14 protein-coding genes are annotated in these 19,948 nt (G+C 66.8%); 11 read left to right on the top strand and 3 right to left on the bottom strand.

The window, feature by feature from the left end:
- Positions 1 to 32: 32 nt before the first annotated feature.
- Complete coding sequence (locus FHR94_RS15035; RefSeq protein WP_183326745.1) at positions 33 to 1,187, bottom strand: AAA family ATPase; 1,155 nt, start codon at positions 1,185 to 1,187, stop codon at positions 33 to 35.
- A gap of 581 nt (positions 1,188 to 1,768) precedes the next feature.
- Between FHR94_RS15035 and FHR94_RS15030 the strand changes: the two genes are divergently transcribed.
- From FHR94_RS15030 to FHR94_RS14990, 9 genes are all read left to right on the top strand, one after another.
- Positions 1,769 to 2,938 (top strand): cation diffusion facilitator family transporter, encoded by a 1,170-nt coding sequence (locus tag FHR94_RS15030; protein WP_183326743.1) that lies wholly within the window; start codon positions 1,769 to 1,771, stop codon positions 2,936 to 2,938.
- Positions 2,939 to 3,295: 357 nt separating this feature from the next.
- Positions 3,296 to 4,840: a pyridoxal phosphate-dependent decarboxylase family protein gene (locus tag FHR94_RS15025; protein ID WP_183326740.1), complete on the top strand. Its 1,545-nt coding sequence runs from the start codon at positions 3,296 to 3,298 to the stop codon at positions 4,838 to 4,840.
- A 19-nt stretch (positions 4,841 to 4,859) separates the two neighbouring features.
- The gene (locus FHR94_RS15020) at positions 4,860 to 6,188 is read left to right on the top strand and encodes a lysine N(6)-hydroxylase/L-ornithine N(5)-oxygenase family protein (RefSeq protein ID WP_183326738.1); all 1,329 of its coding nucleotides are present in this window, start codon (positions 4,860 to 4,862) and stop codon (positions 6,186 to 6,188) included.
- Entirely contained in the window at positions 6,185 to 7,357 is a 1,173-nt protein-coding gene (locus tag FHR94_RS15015; protein WP_183326736.1) for an MFS transporter, read from the top strand. The genes FHR94_RS15020 and FHR94_RS15015 overlap by 4 nt, the downstream gene beginning before the upstream one ends.
- A 2-nt stretch (positions 7,358 to 7,359) precedes the next feature.
- Positions 7,360 to 9,819, top strand: a complete 2,460-nt coding sequence (locus tag FHR94_RS15010; protein ID WP_183326734.1) for a GNAT family N-acetyltransferase — start codon at positions 7,360 to 7,362, stop codon at positions 9,817 to 9,819.
- Between the two features lie 99 nt (positions 9,820 to 9,918).
- Positions 9,919 to 10,413 carry an RNA polymerase sigma factor gene (locus tag FHR94_RS15005; protein ID WP_183326732.1) on the top strand — a complete coding sequence of 165 codons (495 nt, stop codon included), beginning with the start codon at positions 9,919 to 9,921 and terminating at the stop codon, positions 10,411 to 10,413.
- A 58-nt stretch (positions 10,414 to 10,471) separates the two neighbouring features.
- On the top strand, positions 10,472 to 11,221 hold the full coding sequence (fhuF, locus tag FHR94_RS15000) for a siderophore-iron reductase FhuF (RefSeq protein ID WP_183326730.1): 750 nt from the start codon (positions 10,472 to 10,474) through the stop codon (positions 11,219 to 11,221).
- Positions 11,218 to 12,162, top strand: a complete 945-nt coding sequence (locus tag FHR94_RS14995; RefSeq protein WP_183326728.1) for a helix-turn-helix transcriptional regulator — start codon at positions 11,218 to 11,220, stop codon at positions 12,160 to 12,162. Before fhuF ends, FHR94_RS14995 begins: the two co-directional genes overlap by 4 nt.
- A 107-nt stretch (positions 12,163 to 12,269) precedes the next feature.
- The gene (locus FHR94_RS14990; protein ID WP_183326726.1) at positions 12,270 to 14,351 is read left to right on the top strand and encodes a TonB-dependent siderophore receptor; all 2,082 of its coding nucleotides are present in this window, start codon (positions 12,270 to 12,272) and stop codon (positions 14,349 to 14,351) included.
- A gap of 82 nt (positions 14,352 to 14,433) precedes the next feature.
- On the opposite strand, the gene FHR94_RS14985 is transcribed toward FHR94_RS14990, so the two are convergent.
- A complete protein-coding gene (locus FHR94_RS14985) occupies positions 14,434 to 16,221 on the bottom strand; it encodes a PHA/PHB synthase family protein (protein ID WP_221188501.1) in 1,788 nt (595 codons plus the stop codon).
- 373 nt (positions 16,222 to 16,594) lie between these two features.
- On the opposite strand from FHR94_RS14985, the gene FHR94_RS14980 reads away from it, so the two are divergent.
- Both FHR94_RS14980 and nspC read left to right on the top strand, forming a co-directional pair.
- Complete coding sequence (locus tag FHR94_RS14980) at positions 16,595 to 17,794, top strand: saccharopine dehydrogenase family protein (protein WP_183326722.1); 1,200 nt, start codon at positions 16,595 to 16,597, stop codon at positions 17,792 to 17,794.
- 3 nt (positions 17,795 to 17,797) lie between these two features.
- Positions 17,798 to 18,955, top strand: a complete 1,158-nt coding sequence (nspC, locus tag FHR94_RS14975; RefSeq protein WP_183326720.1) for a carboxynorspermidine decarboxylase — start codon at positions 17,798 to 17,800, stop codon at positions 18,953 to 18,955.
- Positions 18,956 to 19,105: 150 nt separating this feature from the next.
- Here nspC and FHR94_RS14970 read toward each other — a convergent pair.
- Positions 19,106 to 19,948 (bottom strand): phosphate acyltransferase (locus tag FHR94_RS14970; RefSeq protein ID WP_281376040.1); only part of this gene is annotated, 843 nt, incomplete at its 5' end.

Raw genomic sequence — 19,948 nt, 5'->3', positions numbered from 1 at the left:
GGCAACGTCGAATAAGTACCTATGCAATTAGGTCACTGGGCCAGCAGCCACTCCCCGAACCCGCTGTCTTCCAGCGCGTAAGCACCTCGGCCTGACCGCCAGACGAGGGACTTATCGCGTAGCGCATCGAGTCCCGCCTGGATCGACTGGGGGCGCACCTTACCTCTCCCCCCTTCGGCTTGTTCCGCCGCATTGATGCGCTCAACCGTCGTGTCGGCAAACATCGCCAGGCGTTCCCCCGTTGTCGCGGCCTCGGCCATGACGCGCAGAATGGCACGCTGTAGCGGCGACAGCACCGCGTAAGCCGACTCATATTCCGCCCAGAGCCCGTTCTGCACCTCCGCCGCCCCCTGCGACAGCAACTTCCCCAGGTCGGGAGCCTGGCCCAGCTCCAGCGCCACGCGCCTCACCACCTCGCCCAGCAATTCGGGGCGATGTCCAACCCGCCGGAACGCTTCGTACACCTCCTTCGCCTCGAAGGTATTACCGGGCGCCAGCTTGGTGTTGAGATCCGCGGTGTAGGCCTCGACAAAATCCTCCCCGAGCAGCGGGAATGGCGTCACGCTGGAACCAAAGAACGGCTGGTCACGACTCAATACCAGCATCGCCAACTTATCACGACTCGACCCGGTGAGAATGAGGCGCAACCCCGGCGATTCCTCCCCCAGATTGAGGGCATCCCGTGCCGCCTTCAGCGCGAACATCGCGTTAATGCCGGCTTCGGTGTTCAGGGCATGCTGGGCCTCATCCACAATCATCACCACCATGCGACCCGACGCCGCCTGCAGCGCCTCAAACGCCTCCGCCAGGGTGGCCCCCTCCGGCAGGTTCTCTCGATCCAGGTCCCAATGCAGCGTTCGCTCCAGGGAGACACGGCGCACCCCCGCAGCTTTTAGCAACCGCTTCAGCTGGGGCTCATAACGCTTCAACGACCTCATGACGGTGCGCTCGATCAGGTACCCGGGATCCTCCTGTCGATTGGTCCACAGATCCACATAGACAGCCTCCCAGCCACGCTGCTCGCAGAGCGGCATCAGGTCCTGCTTCAGGAACGTGCTTTTGCCTGTGCGTCGCGGTGCCGCCAGGAAGAGCCCCGAGCTGTAGTCGACCAACCCTTCCCCGGTCAGCCCCTGAGCAATCGACTCGGCCAGCGCATGCCGGTGGTAGAGAAACTTCTGTAGGCTCATGGCGATTATACTGAATTACAGTGATAACTAGATATTTATACCTTTTAGTATAATCAACTGGATTCTGCAATTCTTTCCCTATGCGGTGCCACCTTTCATGGCACCGCTTGGTCTGCCTCGAGCATGGCGTGATCGGCGTTTCGAGCGGATGCCCGGAGGATGTCGGAGAGGGCTACGAGGGTGGGAGGGCCTGCAAGGGGATGATATCCGCGCCACCCGTGGTGGGCAGCCAGGTGAGGGCGGCCGTCCTTGGCCATGAGTCTCTTCTCGCGATCACCCATCCGCATCCAGGATGCATCTGAGCCTCGCCTTATCCAGCGTAGCCGAACGATTACAGTATCGCTACATTTATTTACACATCTGCCGCCATGTCGGTCGGCTTCGGCGCCTTGCCCTTGACCTCCCTTGCCTGCTCGCCAGACGCTGACGTTTCCTCGGCGGGAGGGGTGTGGGTGGGCGACAGGCAAAAAAGGGGAGACGCCAGGTGCGTCGACGTCTTGTGCAAATCTGGACCTCTTCGGTACCCTTCGGCCGATATTTCATCCGGTGGCCTGCCCAGAGGAGCGTGCCGAGGAACGACCATGCAGACCAACCTCAAGAAGCATCAGGCGACCCAGCGCGTCACCTTCCTGTCCGTGGTAGTCAACACCCTGCTCGGCGTGGCCAAGATCCTGGTCGGCGGGATGGTCGGCTCCGCCGCGCTGGTCGCCGACGGCATCCACTCCTTTTCCGACCTGGTGACCGACGGCTTCGTGATCACCGCTTCTCACTATGGTCACCAGGGTCCCGACCACGACCACCACTACGGCCACGGCCGTATCGAGACCCTGGCCACCCTGTTTCTGGGCAGCGTGCTGATCTTCGTGGCCGGCGGTATCGCCTGGTCGAGCCTTGAGCGACTGTTCTCCACCACTGAGATCCCGCCGCCCGGTGTCTGGGCGATCCTGTTGACGGCCCTGGCGCTATTGTCCAAGGAGTGGCTCTTCCACGTGACACGCCGGGTGGCGCGGCGCATCGGCTCGAAGATGCTCGAGGCCAACGCTTGGCACCACCGCAGCGACGTGCTCTCCACTGGCGTGGTGATGGTCGCCCTGGTGGGCAGCCAATTCGGCGCCACCTGGATCGACACCGTGGCCGCCGTGATCGTCGGTCTGATGGTTGGCAAGGTGGGCTGGGACCTGCTGTGGGAGTCGGGCCGCGAGTTGATTGATACCGCCCTGCCCGTAGCCACGCAGGAGGAGATGCGCCAGGTGGCGATGAGCGTGTCCGGTGTCGAGGGCATACACGACCTGCGCACTCGCCAGTCGGCCGGGCACACCATGCTTGATCTACACGTGGTGGTATCACCGCGGATCAGCGTCTCCGAAGGCCACGAGATCGGCAACGAGGTGAGCCGGCGCCTGCGCAACGCCTTCCCCGCCCTCACCGACCTCACCTTCCACATCGATCCCGAGGACGATGCCGGCGAGGGCGATCCCAGTCGCTTCCCGGGACTGCCGCTGCGCCCCGAGGTGGAGGCCGCCCTGGCGCAGCGCTGGGCAGCGCTGGACGTCTGGCCGGCCATCCGCAAGATGGAGCTTCACTACCTAGAGGGCGCGGTCACGGTGGTGATCTGCCTGGACGAGTCGTCGCCCTTCGACAGCGACGCGGTGATCCACCACCTCGAGGCCCGCGCCCGGGACATCGACTGGCTCGCCCACGTCGAAGTGCGCCGCCTGGCAGGTGCCCCTTCTTTGCCGACGACCGACTGACGCCGCTGGCCTCGCCCCCACCTTTTCCACCGTACGACATGGCTCTCCCCCGTGCCCTGGTGCACCTTGCGAGCAGGCGGGCCCCCTATCTAAACGGATGGCCTACGGGTATCACGACACGGCGTATTTCTTCCTGAAGGTCCGCGCCGCCTTGCCCGGCAACGTGCCATGAACCAAAAAAATCGTCCTCTGCGGTTCAGAACTCACCCCCGCCGTCGTTATCCCTCGGGCCACAGCAATAAATGATAAGGATTCGCATTATTATCGGATCCCGTCGTGCTCCCGGAACCCGGGCAGGCACGGCCTCCCCGAGATGCCGCAGCCACACCGGCGGCGACGAACGAACAAGGTGACACCATGACATCATCACGGCTCGAGGAAAGGGGCGCCGCCCTGGGTACCCTCTCCGCCCCCTTGGCGACCGACCAGCTGTTCAATGCCCGTCATGCCGAGGCCTACTGGCAGCAAGCGACGCGCTGTATCGACCTGGTACGGCGCAAGGTGGGCGGCGTGGACCGCCCTTTCACCGGCGCGAGTCCCGAAGACCTCAAGGGGCTCTTCGGGACCATCGACCTGGATGCGCCCCTCGGCGAGTTGCGCCCGGCCCTGGAGGAACTGGAGCGGGTCTACCTGGATGACGCCGTCTACTTCCACCATCCCCGCTACGTGGCGCACCTCAACTGCCCCATCGTGCTGCCCGGCATCCTCGCCGAGGCGATCCTTTCACCGATCAACTCCTCGCTCGACACCTTCGACCAGAGCGCCGGCGGCACCTTCATCGAGCAGTCGCTGATCGACTGGACGGCCAGCCGCATCGGCCTGGGCCGGGACGCCGACGGCGTCTTCACCAGCGGCGGCACCCAGTCGAACCTGATGGCGCTGATGATCGCCCGGGACCACCATGGCGCCTCCCTGGTGGATCACGGCGGCAATAAGCACGAAGGCCTGCCCGCGGACTACCGCCGGCTGCGCATTCTCGGCTCCGAGATCAGCCACTTCAGCCTGCAGAAGTCAGCGGCGATCCTCGGGCTCGGCTACCAGGCGGTGATGCCGGTAGCCTGCGACGATCACTACCGCATGGATCCCGCGGCCCTCAAGGCGCGTCTGGAGGAGTGCCTGGCGAGGGATCTGATCCCCATCGCCGTGGTGGCCACCGCCGGCACCACCGACTTCGGCAGCATCGACCCCCTCGAGGAGATCGCCGCACTGTGCCGGGCGCACGGCATCTGGCTACACGTGGACGCCGCCTACGGCGGGGGCCTTTTGTGCTCGCGGCGCTATCGGCACCGCCTGGCCGGCATCGAGCACGCCGACTCGGTGACCGTCGACTACCACAAGACCTTCTTCCAGCCGGTGAGCTGCAGCGCCTTCCTGGTCCGGCGGCGCCGCGACCTGCGCCACGTCACCTACCACGCCGACTACCTCAACCCGCTGTGCCAGGCCGAGGCCGGCACCCCGGACCAGGTTAACAAGAGCCTGCAGACCACCAAGCGCTTCGACGCCCTCAAGCTGTGGCTGACCCTGCGCATCATGGGCGCCGACGCCCTGGGCGAGATGTTCGAGCGGGTCATCGATCTGGCCGGCGAGGCCCACGCCGAACTGACCCGCCACCCGGAGTTCGAGGTGCTGCTCGACCCACCCATGAGCACCCTGGTATTCCGCTACCACCCGGCGGGCCTCAGTGAGGCCGAGCTCGACGAGCTCAACGCCTACGTGCGCGCGGCGCTGTCACGCAGCGGCGAGGCGGTAATCGCCGCCACCCGGGTCGACGGGAAGCGTTATCTCAAGTTCACCCTGCTCAACCCTGACACCCGGCTCGAGGATCTCACCGCCATCGTCGAGCGCATCGTCCACCACGGCCGCGCCTGGGGGCAGTCCCCGGCCCGCGCCGCCGCTTCCTGAATTCCTGCGAGACACGACCATGCCTCCACACGTTCACGACTTTATCGGCATCGGCCTCGGCCCCTTCAACCTGGGGCTGGCCTGCCTGACCAACCCCATCGAGGAGCTCGACGGCCTCTTCCTCGAGCGCCGCGACGGCTTCGACTGGCACCCCGGCATGCTGCTGGAGGACGCCACCCTGCAAACGCCTTTCCTGGCCGACCTGGTCACCATGGCCGACCCCACCAGCCGCTTCAGCGTGCTCAACTACCTGAAGCAGCAGGGCCGGCTCTACAACTTCTACATCCGCGAGAATTTCTTCCTGCTGCGTAACGAGTACAACCGCTACTGCCAGTGGGCCGTGGAACAGCTCGACACCCTCCGCTTCGGCACCGAGGTGACCCGGGTCGACTTCGATGAGGCCACGGGCGTCTACCGGGTGAGCTGCCGCGATACCACAAGCGGCGAGAGCCGGGTCCACCTGGCCCGACACCTGGTGCTCGGCACCGGCACCAGCCCCTACCTGCCGGAGGGCTGCCGCGACGTGGACCCGCGGCCGCTGCACTCCAGCGAGTACCTGGAGCACAAGGCCGCGCTGCAGCGCCAGGCGGCCATCACCCTGGTCGGCAGCGGCCAGAGCGCCGCCGAGATCTACCACGACCTACTCGCCGACATCGACCGCTTCGGCTACCGGCTCGACTGGATCACCCGCTCGCCGCGCTTCTTCCCGCTGGAGTACGGCAAGCTGACCCTGGAGATGACCTCCCCGGACTACATCGACTACTTCCACGCCCTGCCCGAAGCCACCCGCAACGCGCTGATGCAGCGCCAGAAGAGCCTCTATAAGGGCATCAACCTGGAGCTGATCGACGCCATCTACGACCTGCGTTACGCCAAGGAGCTCGGCGGCGAGGTGCGCTCTGAGCTGCTCACCAACACCCGCCTCGAGACCTGCCGCTTCGACGCCGCGCGCGGCGAGTACGACCTGACCCTGTGGCACACCGAGCAGCAGCGTCACTTCCGCCACCGCACCCCGGCGCTGATCATGGCCACCGGCTACCGCTACCACATGCCGGACTTCCTGGCGCCCATCACCTCGCGGATCGCCTTCGACGACGCCGGACGCTTCGCCGTGGGCCGCTTCTACGACATCGACGGCGGACGCGGCGAGATCTTCGTGCAGAACGCCGAGCTGCATACCCACAGCCTTGTGGCGCCGGATCTCGGCATGGGCCCCTATCGCAACGCCTGCATCATCCGCGCCTTGACCGGCAAGGAGATCTACCCCATCGAGGAGCGCATCGCCTACCAGCGCTTCGGCGCCCCCAGCGCGGCCGTCTTCGAACCCATGGACGCGGAGCCCGCATGAGCCCGACCCCCTGGCTGGTGGCCGTGACTGCCGTGGCGGTGGTCAGCGACGCCATGCTGCTGCCCTTCTACCCGCAGTTCTTCGCCGAGCGCTTCGGCGTGAGTGATCCCTCCCACGTCGGGGCCTACCTGGCGATGAGCTGCCTGGTGGTGATGCTGGCGCTGCCCGCCTGGGCGCGCCTGGCGCGCCGGGTCGGCACCCTGCGCCTGCTGATCGGCACCCAGGTGGTGGCGGGGTGCCTGAGCCTGTCCTGCGCGGTGGTCACCTCGCTGCCGTGGTTCTGGGGTCTGTCGCTGGCCATGCTGGTGGCCAAGGCCAGCTACCTGCTGGTCTACCCCTACCTGATGCACTTCGCGCCCCAGGACCGCCACGCCACCCTGATCGGCACGCTCTCGGTGGTGGTGCATGCCGGCGGCATCCTCGGCGCCGTGATCGGTGGCCTGGTGCTGGAGCACTGGCAGGCGGCCCAGGTGTTCCGGGTGATGGCGGTCAGCGACGCCCTGCAGGTGGCGGTCTGCCTGCTGCTGCTCAAGCGCGGCCGAGCGCCCCACGCCGCCCCCGCCACCCCGCCAGCCCCGGGCACCAGCACCGCCATCCTGCGCCTGGGCGTGGTGATGCTGCTGTTCACCTTCAGCGCCTACCTGGCCCGGCCCTTCTTCGTCCAATACTGGGAGCTGGCCTCGGGCCTACCCGGCGAGGTGCTGGCCGGGGCGGTCTTCGCCATTCCCGGCGGCGTGGCCGTGGCCCTGCTGGCCCTCGACTTGCTGGGCCGCCGCCCGGGCGGCCAGGCCATCGTCCTGCCCCTGGCCATCGGCCTCACCGGCCTGCTGCTGCAGGCCAGCGGCGAGATCACCGCCATCCTGGCCGGCCGCCTGCTTTTCGGCTGGGCACTGTTCCGCGTCACCGTGCGCCTGGAGGTGCGCCTCTTCCAGCTCAGCACCCCGGAGCGCTACGCCAGCGACTTCAGCAAGATCCACGTCTTCCAGGGGCTCGGCGTGCTTATCGCCTCCTGGGGCGCCGGCCACCTGGTCGACGCCCAAGGCCTGGCCAGCCCCTTCCTCGTCGCCGCACTGGGCTTCGTGCTCTGCGCCCTGGCCCATCGCCTGCTGCTCGCCCGGTCCGAGGCGACCCCGGCGCGGCCTAACGAACCCCTTTCTGCAAGGACCTGACCATGAACCTCTTCCAACCGATCCCGACCACCCGCATCACCTACCGCCGCCACGCCCAGGAGCTCGGCACCTTCAGCCTGCGCCCGCTGCACCTGCCCGAGGACCTGGCGCGGATCCACGCCTGGGTCGCAGCACCCCGGGCCCATTTCTGGGGCATGCAGGGCCACTCCCCCGAGCGCGTCCAGGCCTTCTACCGCGACCTCCAGGAGAGCGACCACGCCCAGGGCTACCTGGGGCTCTTCGACGGCGAGCCGGCCTTTCTGGTGGAGTGCTACGACCCGCGCCACGACCCCATCGGCGAGCATTACGCGGTGGCCGAGGGCGACCGCGGCATGCACTTCCTGGTGGCCCCGGCCGAGACGCCGCTGCCCGGCTTCAGCGCCCAGGTGATCACCACCATCCTTGCCTTCATGTTCGAGGACTCCACCACGCGGCGCATCGTGGTGGAGCCCGATGTCAATAACCGCAAGATCCATCCGCTCAACCGCCGGGTCGGCTTCGTCTACGAGCGCGAGGTCGAGCTCGAGGAGAAGACCGCCCACCTGGCCTTCTGCGACCGCGAGGCCTTCGCCTCGGCGGTGAGCGCCGAGAACCCGCGCCTGGACCCGGCCCTGGCCGCCGACCCGGCCCGCGCCGCCGCCCACCTGACCCCCAAGTTCTGGGCCCGGGCCAACCGTTGGCTGATCCGCAAGGCCATCGCCGAATTCACCCATGAGAAGCTGCTGGCCCCCGAGGGCCTGAATGTCGAAACCGCCGTCAATGCCGACGGCCACGGCGACTACCGCCTGGCCGCCCCGGACGAGGCGGCCGAGTACCGCTTCCGCGCCCGCCGCCTGGCGCTGGATCACTGGGTGATCGACCTCGACTCCCTGGAGAAGCGCGTCGACGGCGCCCCGGCCGAACTCGATGCCCAGCGCTTCATCCTCGAGTTCCGCCGCCCTCTGGGCATCGGCGACGAGATGCTACCGGTCTACCTGGAGGAGGTCGCCAGCACCCTGTTCGGCGGCGCCTACAAGCTCGCCGACACCCGACCCGACGCCGACGGTCTGGTCGACGCCGACTTCCAGACCCTGGAGGCCGCCATGACCGAGGGCCACCCGGTGTTCGTGGCCAACAACGGGCGCATGGGCTTCGACGCCGTGGACTACCACGCCTATGCCCCGGAGGCCGCCGCCCCCATCACCCTGGTGTGGCTGGCCGTGCACCGCGAGGACGCCCACTTCAGCGCCATCGAGGGCCTGGACTACGCGGCCCTGCTGCGCGACGAGCTGGGCGAGGCGACGCTGGCCGACTTCCACCGCCGGCTCGAGGCCCGCGGCCTCGAGCCCGCGGACTACCTGCTGATGCCCGCCCACCCCTGGCAGTGGTTCCACAAGCTGGCCATCACCTTCGCCGCCGAGGTGGCCCGAGGCCGCATCGTCTGCCTGGGCTACGGCCACGACCAGTACCGCGCCCAGCAGTCGATCCGCACCTGGTTCAACGTCAGCCAGCCCAGCCGGCGCTACGTGAAGACGGCGCTGTCGATCCTCAACATGGGCTTCATGCGCGGCCTCTCGCCCCACTACATGCGCGCCACCCCGGCCATCAACGACTGGATCAAGGCCCTGGTCGACGACGACCCGGAGCTTGCCGCCCAAGGCTTCACGGTGCTGCGCGAGGAGGCGGCCATCGGCTTTAGGCGCGACGCCATCGAGCCGGCCTTCGACCGCTACAGCGCCTACAAGAAGATGCTGGCCTGCCTGTGGCGGGAGAGCCCGGTGCGCTACCAGCAGGACGGCCAGCGGCTGATGACCATGGCCGCCCTGCTCCACGTCGACGCCGACGAGCGCGCCCTGCTGCCGCGGCTCATCCAGGCCTCGGGGCTCGCCACCCACGACTGGCTAGACCGCTACCTGCGGGTCTACTTCCGCCCCCTGCTGCACTGCTTCTATGCCTACGACCTGGTGTTCATGCCCCACGGCGAGAACCTGATCCTACAGCTCGAGGACGGCGTGCCGGTGCGCGCCATCATGAAGGACATCGCCGAGGAGATCGGCATCATGAACACCGAGGTGGCGCTGCCCGAGGCCGTCTCTCGAATCGCCGTCGAGGTACCGGAACCGCTCAAGGTGCTGTCGATCTTCACCGACGTCTTCGACTGCTTCCTGCGCTTCATGGCGCCGATCCTCGTCGAACAGGGCGACCTAAGCGAGCAATTGTTCTGGGAGCGGGTGGCCCGCTGCGTCATCGACTACCAGCAGGACCATCCCGAGTTCGCCGAGAAGTTCGCCCGGCATGACCTCTTCGCCCCGGAGTTCACCCGCTCCTGCCTGAACCGGTTGCAGCTCAACAACCACCAGCAGATGATCGACCTGGCCGACCCGGCGAAGAACCTTCAGTTCGCCGGCACCCTGGTCAACCCCATCGCCGCCTATCGCCCGGAGACCGTGGCGAATCACGCGACCGAGGAGGCGTCGGCCTAGTCCGGCCCCGCCCGGGCCCCACGGCCCGGGCAATAAATTTGATAATGAGACTTATTATCATAATAATGGGGCGCTCCGGTTCCCAGGACGGAGCATCTCATGACGGCCCACCCCAATCTCGACACCCTCTTCCGACGCCATGCCGGCGACCTCGCCGGCTATCTCCGGCACCAGCTGCCGTGTCCCCACCTGGCCGAGGACTTCTGCCAGGAGGTTTTCCTGCGCCTCGGCCAGCACCCCGAACCCACTCGGCTCGAGGAGCCCCGGGCCTACCTGTTTCGCATCGCCCGTAACCTGGTCATCGACCACCACCGACGCTGCCGCTCGCGCCCCGCCAGCCAGCCCCTCGACGACCCCGGGCTCTGCCTGGCCTGTCCGCGGCCCTGTCCCGAGGAGGTCACCGAGCGCCGCCTCTGCCTGATGCGTCTGTGCGAGGCTCTGGATGCCCTGCCGCCCCGCCAGCGCCAGGCCCTCACCTGGCACCGCCTGGAGGGGCTTCCCCAGGCCGAGATCGGCCGGCGCCTTGGCGTCTCCGAGCGCATGGCCGGACGCTACGTGGCCCAGGCCATCGAGCATTGCCGAACCATTTTTTGATAACGATTCGCATTTCATCTATCATCCGGTATCGATCGACGTCCCCGGTGGAGGCCCCATGTCCCAAGCGCTGTCGACCCTGTATATCGGGCCCCTGGAAGGCCTGGCGCCTCCCAAGGTCTCGGCGGCGCCCGGCCCCGACGCCCTGCCCGCCCGCACGCTGCTCGACCCGGCCTACCTGGACGCGCTGTTCGCGCGCTTCGGCGCCCGATACGGCCAGGGCGATCGCCGGGCGGTAGCCTCGCTGTGGTCCAAGTGGCACTTCAGCGCCCTGGCGGCCCATGGCCTGGCCGCCAACCTGCTGCTCGAACGCGACCTGCCGCTGGGGTTAGACGAGTTGCACCTGGCGCAGTCCGCCGAGGGGCAGACCACCGGCCTCGACCTGCGCCACGCCGGCCGTCCGCTGGCCGAGCTCGATCCCTATCCCCGCTTCGCCACCTTGCTCGACGGCCACCTGACGCCGCTGGTCGAGGCCCTGGCCGCGGCCACCGGGGCCTCGCCCAAGGTATTCTGGAGCAATGCCGGCAACTACTTCGAGTACTTCGCCGGTGCCCTGGCCGACCACCCCATGGCATCAAAGGGCCTGGCCGAGCCCGCCCAGGCGCTGATGGAGAGCCGCCGCCTGCCCGATGGCCGGCGCAACCCGCTCTACCGGCCAGTGCGCTACGTTACGCCCGCCGCGCCGGATCAGCCCGCTCGGGTGCGCCGGTTGTGCTGCATCCGCTACCTGATCGATGAGCTCGGCTACTGTGCCAACTGCCCGCTGGAATGCCGGCGCGCCGGCAAGGCGGTGAAGGCGGCCGGATGAGCCTGCCCGCTGATGCGGAGCGCCCGCACACGTCCCGGGACCTGCAAGATTATGGCCGGCGCTACGGCCTCGACTATCGGGTCCCCGGCCTCTCGCCCCGGGCCGAGGTGCCGGTGGTACGCGGCCTGGTGCGCGAGTTCTCGCCACGACACGGCATGCAGTTGGTCGTCTCCGATGTGGAGGTGCTGCACCGCTACGACTCGCGCTCCCGGGCACGCTCACCGCTGTCGATCATCGTCCTGCTGGAAGGAAGGGCCGAAGTGGCCCTGGGCGACGAGGGCCCGCTGACGCTCTCCCCCGGCATGGCCTTGAGCGTGCGACTCGAGGCCCACCACGGCCTGGCCGCCTCCCAACCCGCCGGCCAGCGCCTGCGCGCCCTGACCCTGAGCCTCGACGAGACTTGCCTGGCCCGGCTGGGCATGAGTGCGCCGGCCCCAGGCGCCTCCCATCTCCATGCCTGGCCATTACCCGAACCGCTACGCCAGGGCCTCGAGCAGGCCCTGACCACGCCGCTGCCGGATGACGCCCAGCGCTTGGTGTTCGAGGGGCTGAGCCTGCAGCTGCTGGCCCATGGCGGCCGCGTCGATGCGGCGGCACCGGTCTCCGCGTCGCGTCTGGCGCCCCAAGAACGCCAACGTCTGGAGCGGGTCCGCGACGCCCTGCGCGACGCCCCCGCCGGCGACCATCGCCTGGCCGCCTTGGCCGAACTCGCCGCCATGAGCCCCGCCAGCCTGCGGCGCAAGTTCCAGGCGGCCTTTGGCCGCTCGGTGTTCGACTACTTGCGCGAGTGCCGGCTGAGCCTGGCCCACGACTACCTTCGCCAGGGCTACAGCGTCCAGCAGGCCGCCCACTTCTCGGGCTACCGCCACGCCAGCAACTTCGCCACCGCCTTCCGCCGCCACTTCGGCTACCCGCCGAGTTCCCTCCCGCCGGCGGGCTGATCACCTCGCATAGCCAGGTGAGCATCGCGCATACCTCGCCCCGGCCATAAAAAGGAATAATTCTCATTACCTAAAGTCACTCAGCATCACCCTCACAGGAATCCTTCATGCCGACTCCACGTCCCTTGGCGCTGGCGGTGTCGCTCGTCGCCGCCGGCACGGCCCTAGCCGCCCATGCCGAAGAAGCCGAGCCACTCTCCACCCTGACCGTCACTGCCGAGGCGGCTACCAAGACCGAGACGCCCTTCAACGAGACGCCGCAGTCGGTCTCGGTCATCGAGAATGAGGAGTGGGAGGCCCGGGGCGCCGAGACCGTACAGCGCGCCGCCGCCTACACGCCCGGTGTCTACACCAACCAGGTCGGCGCCTCCAACCGCTATGATTACCTGGTGCTGCGCGGCTTCACCGACGGCAGCGTCAACAACACCTTCCTCGACGGCCTCAAGGTGATGAGCGACGGCGGCTCCTTCAGCTCGCTGGTCATCGATCCCTACTTCCTGGAACGCATCGAGGTGGTCAAGGGGCCGGCCTCGGTGCTCTATGGCCGGGCCTCTCCGGGCGGCCTGGTGGCGCAGACCCGCAAGCGTCCGGAGTTCGAGCGCGGCGGGGAACTGCGCGTGGGGGCAGGCAACAACGCCCAGCGTAGCGCCGCCTTCGACCTCACCGGCCCGCTGGACGACGAGCGCCGCCTCGCCTTTCGTCTGACCGGCCTGGCGCGAGCCGCCGATACCCAGTTCGGCCCAGTGGAGGAGGAACGCTACGCCTTCGCCCCCCAGCTGACCTGGGACATGACCGACGCCACCAGCCTCACCCTGCACGCCTACCTGCACAAGGACCCGGAAGGCGGCTATCATTCGGGCCTGCCCTTCGAAGGCACGGTGGTCGACCACGCCGGGCGTCGCATCGCCAACACCTTCTTCGAGGGCGAGGAGGACTTCGACACCTTCGAGCGCGACCAATACATGGTCGGCTACGAGCTGGAGCACCGCTTCCACGACACCCTGACCGGCCGCCAGAAGCTGCGCTACACGGACGCCGACGTCGAGCTGGAACAGGTCTACGCCTTCGGCTGGGCCAGCGACACCGAGCTCAACCGCTTCTTCTCCAGCGGCGACGAGTCGCTCCAGGCCTTCACCGTGGACAACCAGCTCGAGGCACGGCTCAGCACCGGGGCCGCCGAGCACACCCTGCTGGCCGGCGTCGACTACCAACAACTCGATAACGACGTCGTCTGGGGCTCGGGCATGTTCCCTACCATCGACGCCTTCGATCCCGAGTACGGCGCCGAGCCCATCGCCATGTTCCCGGATATCCGCCGCAAGCGGGAACTCGAGCAGACCGGCGTCTACCTCCAGGACCAGCTGGCCCTGGGGAACTGGCGAGTGAACCTGGGTGGGCGCCATGACTGGGTGGATATCTCCAACACCGACCGCGACAGCGGTGCCGAGAGCGAACTGGACGACACTCAGTTCAGCGGTCGCGCCGGGGTGCTCTATCTCTTCGACAACGGCCTGGCACCCTATGCCAGCTACACCACCTCCTTCAGCCCCAACTCCGCCACCGACCAGAATGGCGATTTGATCGAGCCTTCCCAGGGCGAGCAGGTGGAGACGGGCCTGAAGTTCCAGCCGGCCGGCACCCAGGATCGCTACAGCCTGGCGCTGTTCCACATCACCCAGGAGAACCTGGCCACCAAGCGCGCCAGCGAGACCTTCTTCCGCGCCACCGGCGAGATCGAGTCCCGGGGCGTCGAACTGGAAGCCCATACCCAACTGACCGACAACCTGCGCCTGCAGGCCGGCTACAGCTACACCGACGTGACCCTCGAGAAGACCGACGATGCCAACGAGGGCAACACCGACAACTGGGTGCCGCGCCACCAGGCCTCGGTGTGGGGTCAGTATGCCTTCCAGCAGGACGGGCTCGCCGGCCTGGATGCCGGGCTCGGGGTGCGCTACTACGCCGACATCTACGCCGACGAGGCCAATACCGAGAAGGTGCCCGACTACACTGTGGTCGATGCCACCCTCGGCTACGACCTGACCGAGGTGGGCCTCGAGGGCGTCTCGGCACGGCTCAACGTCAACAACCTGCTCGACGAGGACTACGTGGCCGGCTGCAGCAGCATCAACTTCTGCTACTTCGGCGCCGAGCGTAGCGTCAAGGCCACGGTCAGCTACGCCTTCTGACCCGGTCGTCAGCCCCCACCAGGACGACCAGACACCTACTGGCTACCGGGGTTGGTTCCTCGCCTTTTGCCCGGTGTGGCGTTCAGGTGTCCTGCGTTGAGGCGGTATCGACACGCACCTGGACATAGGAGCCCGGCGCATCCTCCAGGGGCGGGAATCGCTCCCCACCGGGTTCGCGAGCCGGCACCTGGCCGCCATTGTGGCGCTGGATCCAGCGGCGCCATTCCGGCCACCAGGAGCCCGGATGGTGGCTGGCCGATTCTAGCCAGCGGTCGGGGTCGCGAGGCAAGTGTCCATAGGACCAGTATCCATATTTCGAGGAGCTGGCCGGGTTGATGACGCCCGCGATATGGCCCGAGCCACCCAGAAGGAAGCGGGGACGACTGCCCAGCAGATGGGCCCCCCGATAACTGGCTGTCCAGGGCGCGATGTGATCCTTCTCTGTCGCGACGAAGAAGGCCGGCGTGCGCACCTTGCCCAGGTCGATGGCTTCTCCCGCCAGCGAAATCGCTCCCGGCTCGGCAAGGCGGTTCTCCAGGTACATGTTGCGCAGATAGAAGCTTTGCATGCGTCGCGGCATCCGGGTGGAATCGGAGTTCCAGTAGAGCAGATCGAAGGCCTTGGGGTCGCGACCCAAGAGGTAGTTGTTGATGACGAAGCTCCAGATCAGATCGCTGGATTGCAGCAGGTTGAAGGCATTGGCCAGATGCGTGCCCTCCAGGTAGCCGCGCCGCTCCATATGCTGCTCCATGAAGCGGATCTGCTCCTCGTCGATGAACACCTCCAGCGGTCCCACCTCGCTGAAGTCAAGGAGCGTCGTGAAGAAAGTCGCACTACTCACCCGATCATCCCCCCGGGCGGCCTGATGCGCCAGGGTACAAGCCAGCAGGGTACCGCCGATGCAGTAGCCGATGGTGTTGAGTGACGCCTCGCCGGTGACTTCGGCCACCACGTCCATGGCCTTGAGGGTGCCCTCGGTGAGGTAGTCGTCGAAGGCCACCTCAGCATAGCGTTCGTCCGGATTGACCCACGAGATAATGAATACCGTCATGCCCTGCTCGACGGCCCAGCGGATGAAGGAACGCTCCGGGGTCAGGTCCAGGATGTAGTACTTGTTGATCCAGGGCGGGACGATCAGCAAGGGCCGCCGGTCGACCTCCTCGGTGGCCGGCGCGTATTGGATGAGTTGCATCAAGTCATTCTGGAAGATCACCTTGCCTGGCGTCACCGCGATGTTCTTCCCCAGTTCGAGCCCCTCTGAATCGCTCTGCTGGATACGCAACAGGCCTTCGCCTCGCGCCAGGTCGCTCATCAGGTTGGCCAGGCCGCGCAGCAGGTTGGCACCGCCGGTTCTGACCGTGGCTTCGACCACCTCCGGGTTGGTAATCGAAAAGTTGCTGGGGGCGAGGGCGTCCATCAACTGGCGGGCATAGAACTCGATCTTCACCCGCTCCTCCCTGTCGACCCCCTCGGAGACATCATGCACCGCGTTCAACCACTCCTCGGCGGTCAACTGGTAGGCCTGCCTGAGGGCATCGAAATACAGGTTCTCCTCCCATCCTTTCGCCTTGAAGCGGCGGTCTTTCGGGTCGGGCCGGGCCGTGGATAACGGATCGTGACCGGAGAGTCGCAGCAGCGTGTTCTGCCAGAGTTCGCCATAGCCCTCCAGCAGTTTCAGCTGGGCATTCAGGGACCGTTCCGGATGCAGCAGAAACTGCTGGTTCAGGTTGGCAAGCGCCTTGGCCGCGACAGCCGGATCGGGCAGGGTGAAGAAATCGCCACGCTCCTGCCGCTGGAGCCAGCCCTGCCAGGCCCGGGTCGACTCGGCCATTAGCCGGGTGATGGTCTCGGCGTATTGCTCAGCCAGCATGTCGTGCGGTTCCTCGGACGAGGGTGTCTCCCTGTTCTTCCCCTGTGGCGCCGAACGTCGTTGGTCACTCATGGCTCCCCCTTCTTCTGCAAACTTCTGCCGGCAGAGCCGGTTCAAGCGAACTCGGGCTCATCGGGCCTCACGGACGCGGATGAACATCTCGACATCATCAAGAGTAGCGGGCGTCCTACCTATACCCTAGTCGAAAGCTACCTATGAAAAGCACTTGCTAGCGACCTCTGTGGACGCCATCATCAGCGCCCAGGCAGTATGCGAGACTGGGGTAGCATCGGCATAGGGCACGCGAAGGCGCTCCCGCTACCGATAAACCCCTGCCATTGTTGAACCTTTCCCGATCTGGATTTGAACCCCAATGAGCAAAGTCCTGATTATCGGCGCCGGCGGCGTCGGTGGCGTCGTGACCCACAAGTGCGCCCAGCATCCGGAAGTCTTCTCCGAGATCTGCCTGGCCAGTCGCCACCAGGCGAAGTGTCGCGCCATCGCGGCCCAGCTGGACCGGCCCATCCACACGGCCGAGGTGGATGCCGACGACGTCGAGGCCCTGGTCGTGCTGATCGAGTCCTTCCAGCCCGACGTGCTGATCCACGTGGCCCTGCCCTACCAGGACCTGACCATCATGGAGGCCTGCCTGCGCACCGGCGTGCCCTACCTGGATACTGCCAACTACGAGCACCCGGACGAGGCCAAGTTCGAGTATAAGGAGCAGTGGGCCTTCCAGGAGCGCTACGCCCGCGCCGGCAACATGGCCACCTTGGGCTGTGGCTTCGACCCGGGCATGACCAACATCTACTGCGCCTGGGGCCAGAAGAACCTGTTCGACGAGATCCATCGCATCGACATCCTGGATGCCAATGGCGGCGACCACGGCTACCCGTTCGCCACCAACTTCAACCCCGAGATCAACATCCGCGAGATCACCGCCAACGGCCGCTACTGGGAAGAGGGCGAGTGGAAGGAGACCGCACCCCTGGCCGAGAAGCGCACCTTCGATTTCGACGGCATCGGCGAGAAGGACCTTTACCTGCTCTACCACGAAGAGCTCGAGTCCCTATCACAGAACATCAAGGGCCTCAAGCGCATCCGCTTCTGGATGACCTTTTCCGAGCAGTACCTCACCCATCTCAAGGTGCTCGAGAACGTCGGCATGACCCGCATCGAGCCGATCGAGTTCGAGGGCCGCGAGATCGCCCCCCTGCAGTTCCTCAAGGCGGTGCTGCCCGACCCGGCCTCGCTGGGCCCGCGCACCAAGGGCAAGACCAACATCGGCGTGATCCTTGACGGCCTCAAGGATGGCAAGCGGCGCAAGGTGCACATCTACAACATCTGCGATCACGAGAAGTGCTATGAAGAAGTCAAGTCCCAGGCCATCTCCTACACCACCGGCGTACCGGCGGTGACCGGTGCGATACTGATGCTCGAGGGCCTATGGAAGGGCGAAGGCGTGTTCAACGTCGAGCAGCTCGACCCGGACCCCTTCATGGCGCGCATCGGCGACATGGGCCTGCCGTGGCAGATGGTCGAGCTCGACCCCGATGCCGACCCGCTGGCCTGACCGATGGCAGAACCGAGCTACCCCTTCGATATCCACGCCTGCCCGTCGCCCGCCTACGTGGTGGACGACGCTCGCCTGCGGGCCAACCTGGAGCGCCTCAGGGAGGTCCAGGCGGCCAGCGGCGCGCGCATCCTGCTGGCCTTGAAGGGCTTCGCCATGTGGGACACCTTCCCGATGATCCGCCACTACCTGGTGGGCACCACGGCGAGTGGCCAGGACGAGGCCCGCCTCGGCGCCGAGACCTTCGGCGGCGAGGTGCATGTCTACTCGCCGGCCTTCGGTGACGCGGAGATGAGCGAGGTACTGCGCCATGCCGACCACCTGAGCTTCAACTCTCCCGCCCAGTGGCGACGCTTCCGCGACCGGGTTGCCCGGGCACCGCGGGCGATCTCCTGCGGCCTCCGGGTCAACCCGGAGTATTCCGAGGGCAAGGTGGCGATCTACGACCCCTGCGCCCCGGGCTCGCGGCTCGGCACCCGGGCCGCGGACCTCACACCGGCGGATCTGGAGGGGCTCGAGGGGCTGCACTTCCACACCCTGTGCGAGCAGAACAGCGACGCCCTGGAGCACACCCTGGAGGCCTTCGAGGCGAAATTCGGCCAGCACCTGCCGGGCATGGCATGGGTAAACTTCGGCGGCGGCCACCATATCACCCGCGACGATTACGACGTCGAGCGGCTGGTGCGGGTGATCCGCGACTTCCGCGCCCGCCACCCCCACCTCACCGTCTACCTGGAACCGGGGGAGGCCATCGCGCTGAACACCGGCTATCTGGTCTGCTCGGTACTGGACATCGTCGAAAACGAGGGCACCATCGCCATCTTGGACACCTCGGCCACGGCGCACATGCCGGACGTGCTGGAGATGCCCTACCGGCCGGAGATCCTCGGTGCGGGCGAGCCCGGCGAGAAGGCCCACACCTATCGCCTGGGGGGCCAGACCTGCCTGGCCGGCGACATCGTCGGCGAGTACAGTTTCGATGCCCCGCTCAAGGTCGGCGACCGGCTGGTGTTCACCGACATGGCCCACTACACCATGGTGAAGACCACCACCTTCAACGGCATCCGCCTGCCGTCGATCTGCCGGATCGACGAGGCCAACCGCGAAGTGCGCACCGTGAAGACCTTCGGCTACATGGACTACATGCAACGGCTCAGCTGAGCCCTCGTTACCCACACCCCTACCAACCGCCGAGGCAATGTCCTAGAGGCGTGCACCACCATGGCCATGGCGTCCCAGCGTAGGAAGACGGTCCTTATAGTTTTCCCATGCCATGGACCGTCTCCCTGGGATCGGTCGGCATCGCCTTATTCAACGATCGGTCTGTGCCTCGACCACGGCGAAGGCGCTCATGTTGGCGATCCCCCGTGCGGTGACCGTGCGGTTGAGCACATGCACCGGCTGGGCGGCCCCCAGCAGGATGGGGCCCACGGACACCCCGTTGCCCAGTACCTTCAAGGCGGTAAAGGCGATGTTCGCCGCATCGATGTTGGGCATGATCAACAGATTGGCCTCGCCGGTGAGCAGCGAGTCGGGCAGGATGCGCCCGCGCACGCCCGTGGACAGCGCCGAGTCAGCCTGCATTTCGCCATCCACCACCAGATCCGGCGCGCGCTCCCGGATCAGCGCTAGCGCCTGGCGCATCTTGCCGGCACTGTCGAAGTCGGAACTGCCGAAATTCGAGTGGGAGACCAGGGCGGCCCGGGGCGTGATCCCGAAGCGGCGGATCTGCTCCGCGGCCAGCAGGGTGATCTCGGCAATCTGACCGGCATCGGGGTCGTAATTGACGAAGGGATCGGCGATGAAGAGGGTGGCCTGTTCGAGGATCAGCAGTTGCAGGGCGGCCGCCGTGGTCACGCCCTCGCGCAGGCCGATGACATCCAGCACCAGACCCAGGTGTTCGCGGTAGGTGCCCACCGGGCCGGCGATCATGGCGTCCACCTCGCCCCGGCGCAGCAGCAGCGAGGCCAGGATGGTGGCCCGGCTGCGGACGCGCTTCTCGGCGGCCTCCGGCTGTACACCGCGCCGTCCCATCAGCTGGTGGTAGTCGCTGGCCAGGTCGGCGTAGCCAGGATAGTCCTGCGAGTCGATCAGCTCGAAATCGACGCCGGGCCTCACCGGCAGGCCCAGTTCCTCGATACGGGCCTCGACGAC

The organism is Halomonas cerina, from assembly GCF_014192215.1.
Classification (GTDB): domain Bacteria; phylum Pseudomonadota; class Gammaproteobacteria; order Pseudomonadales; family Halomonadaceae; genus Halomonas; species Halomonas cerina.
The sequence above is the reverse complement of the archived record's forward strand: the minus strand, read 5'-3'. Positions and strand labels throughout refer to the sequence as shown.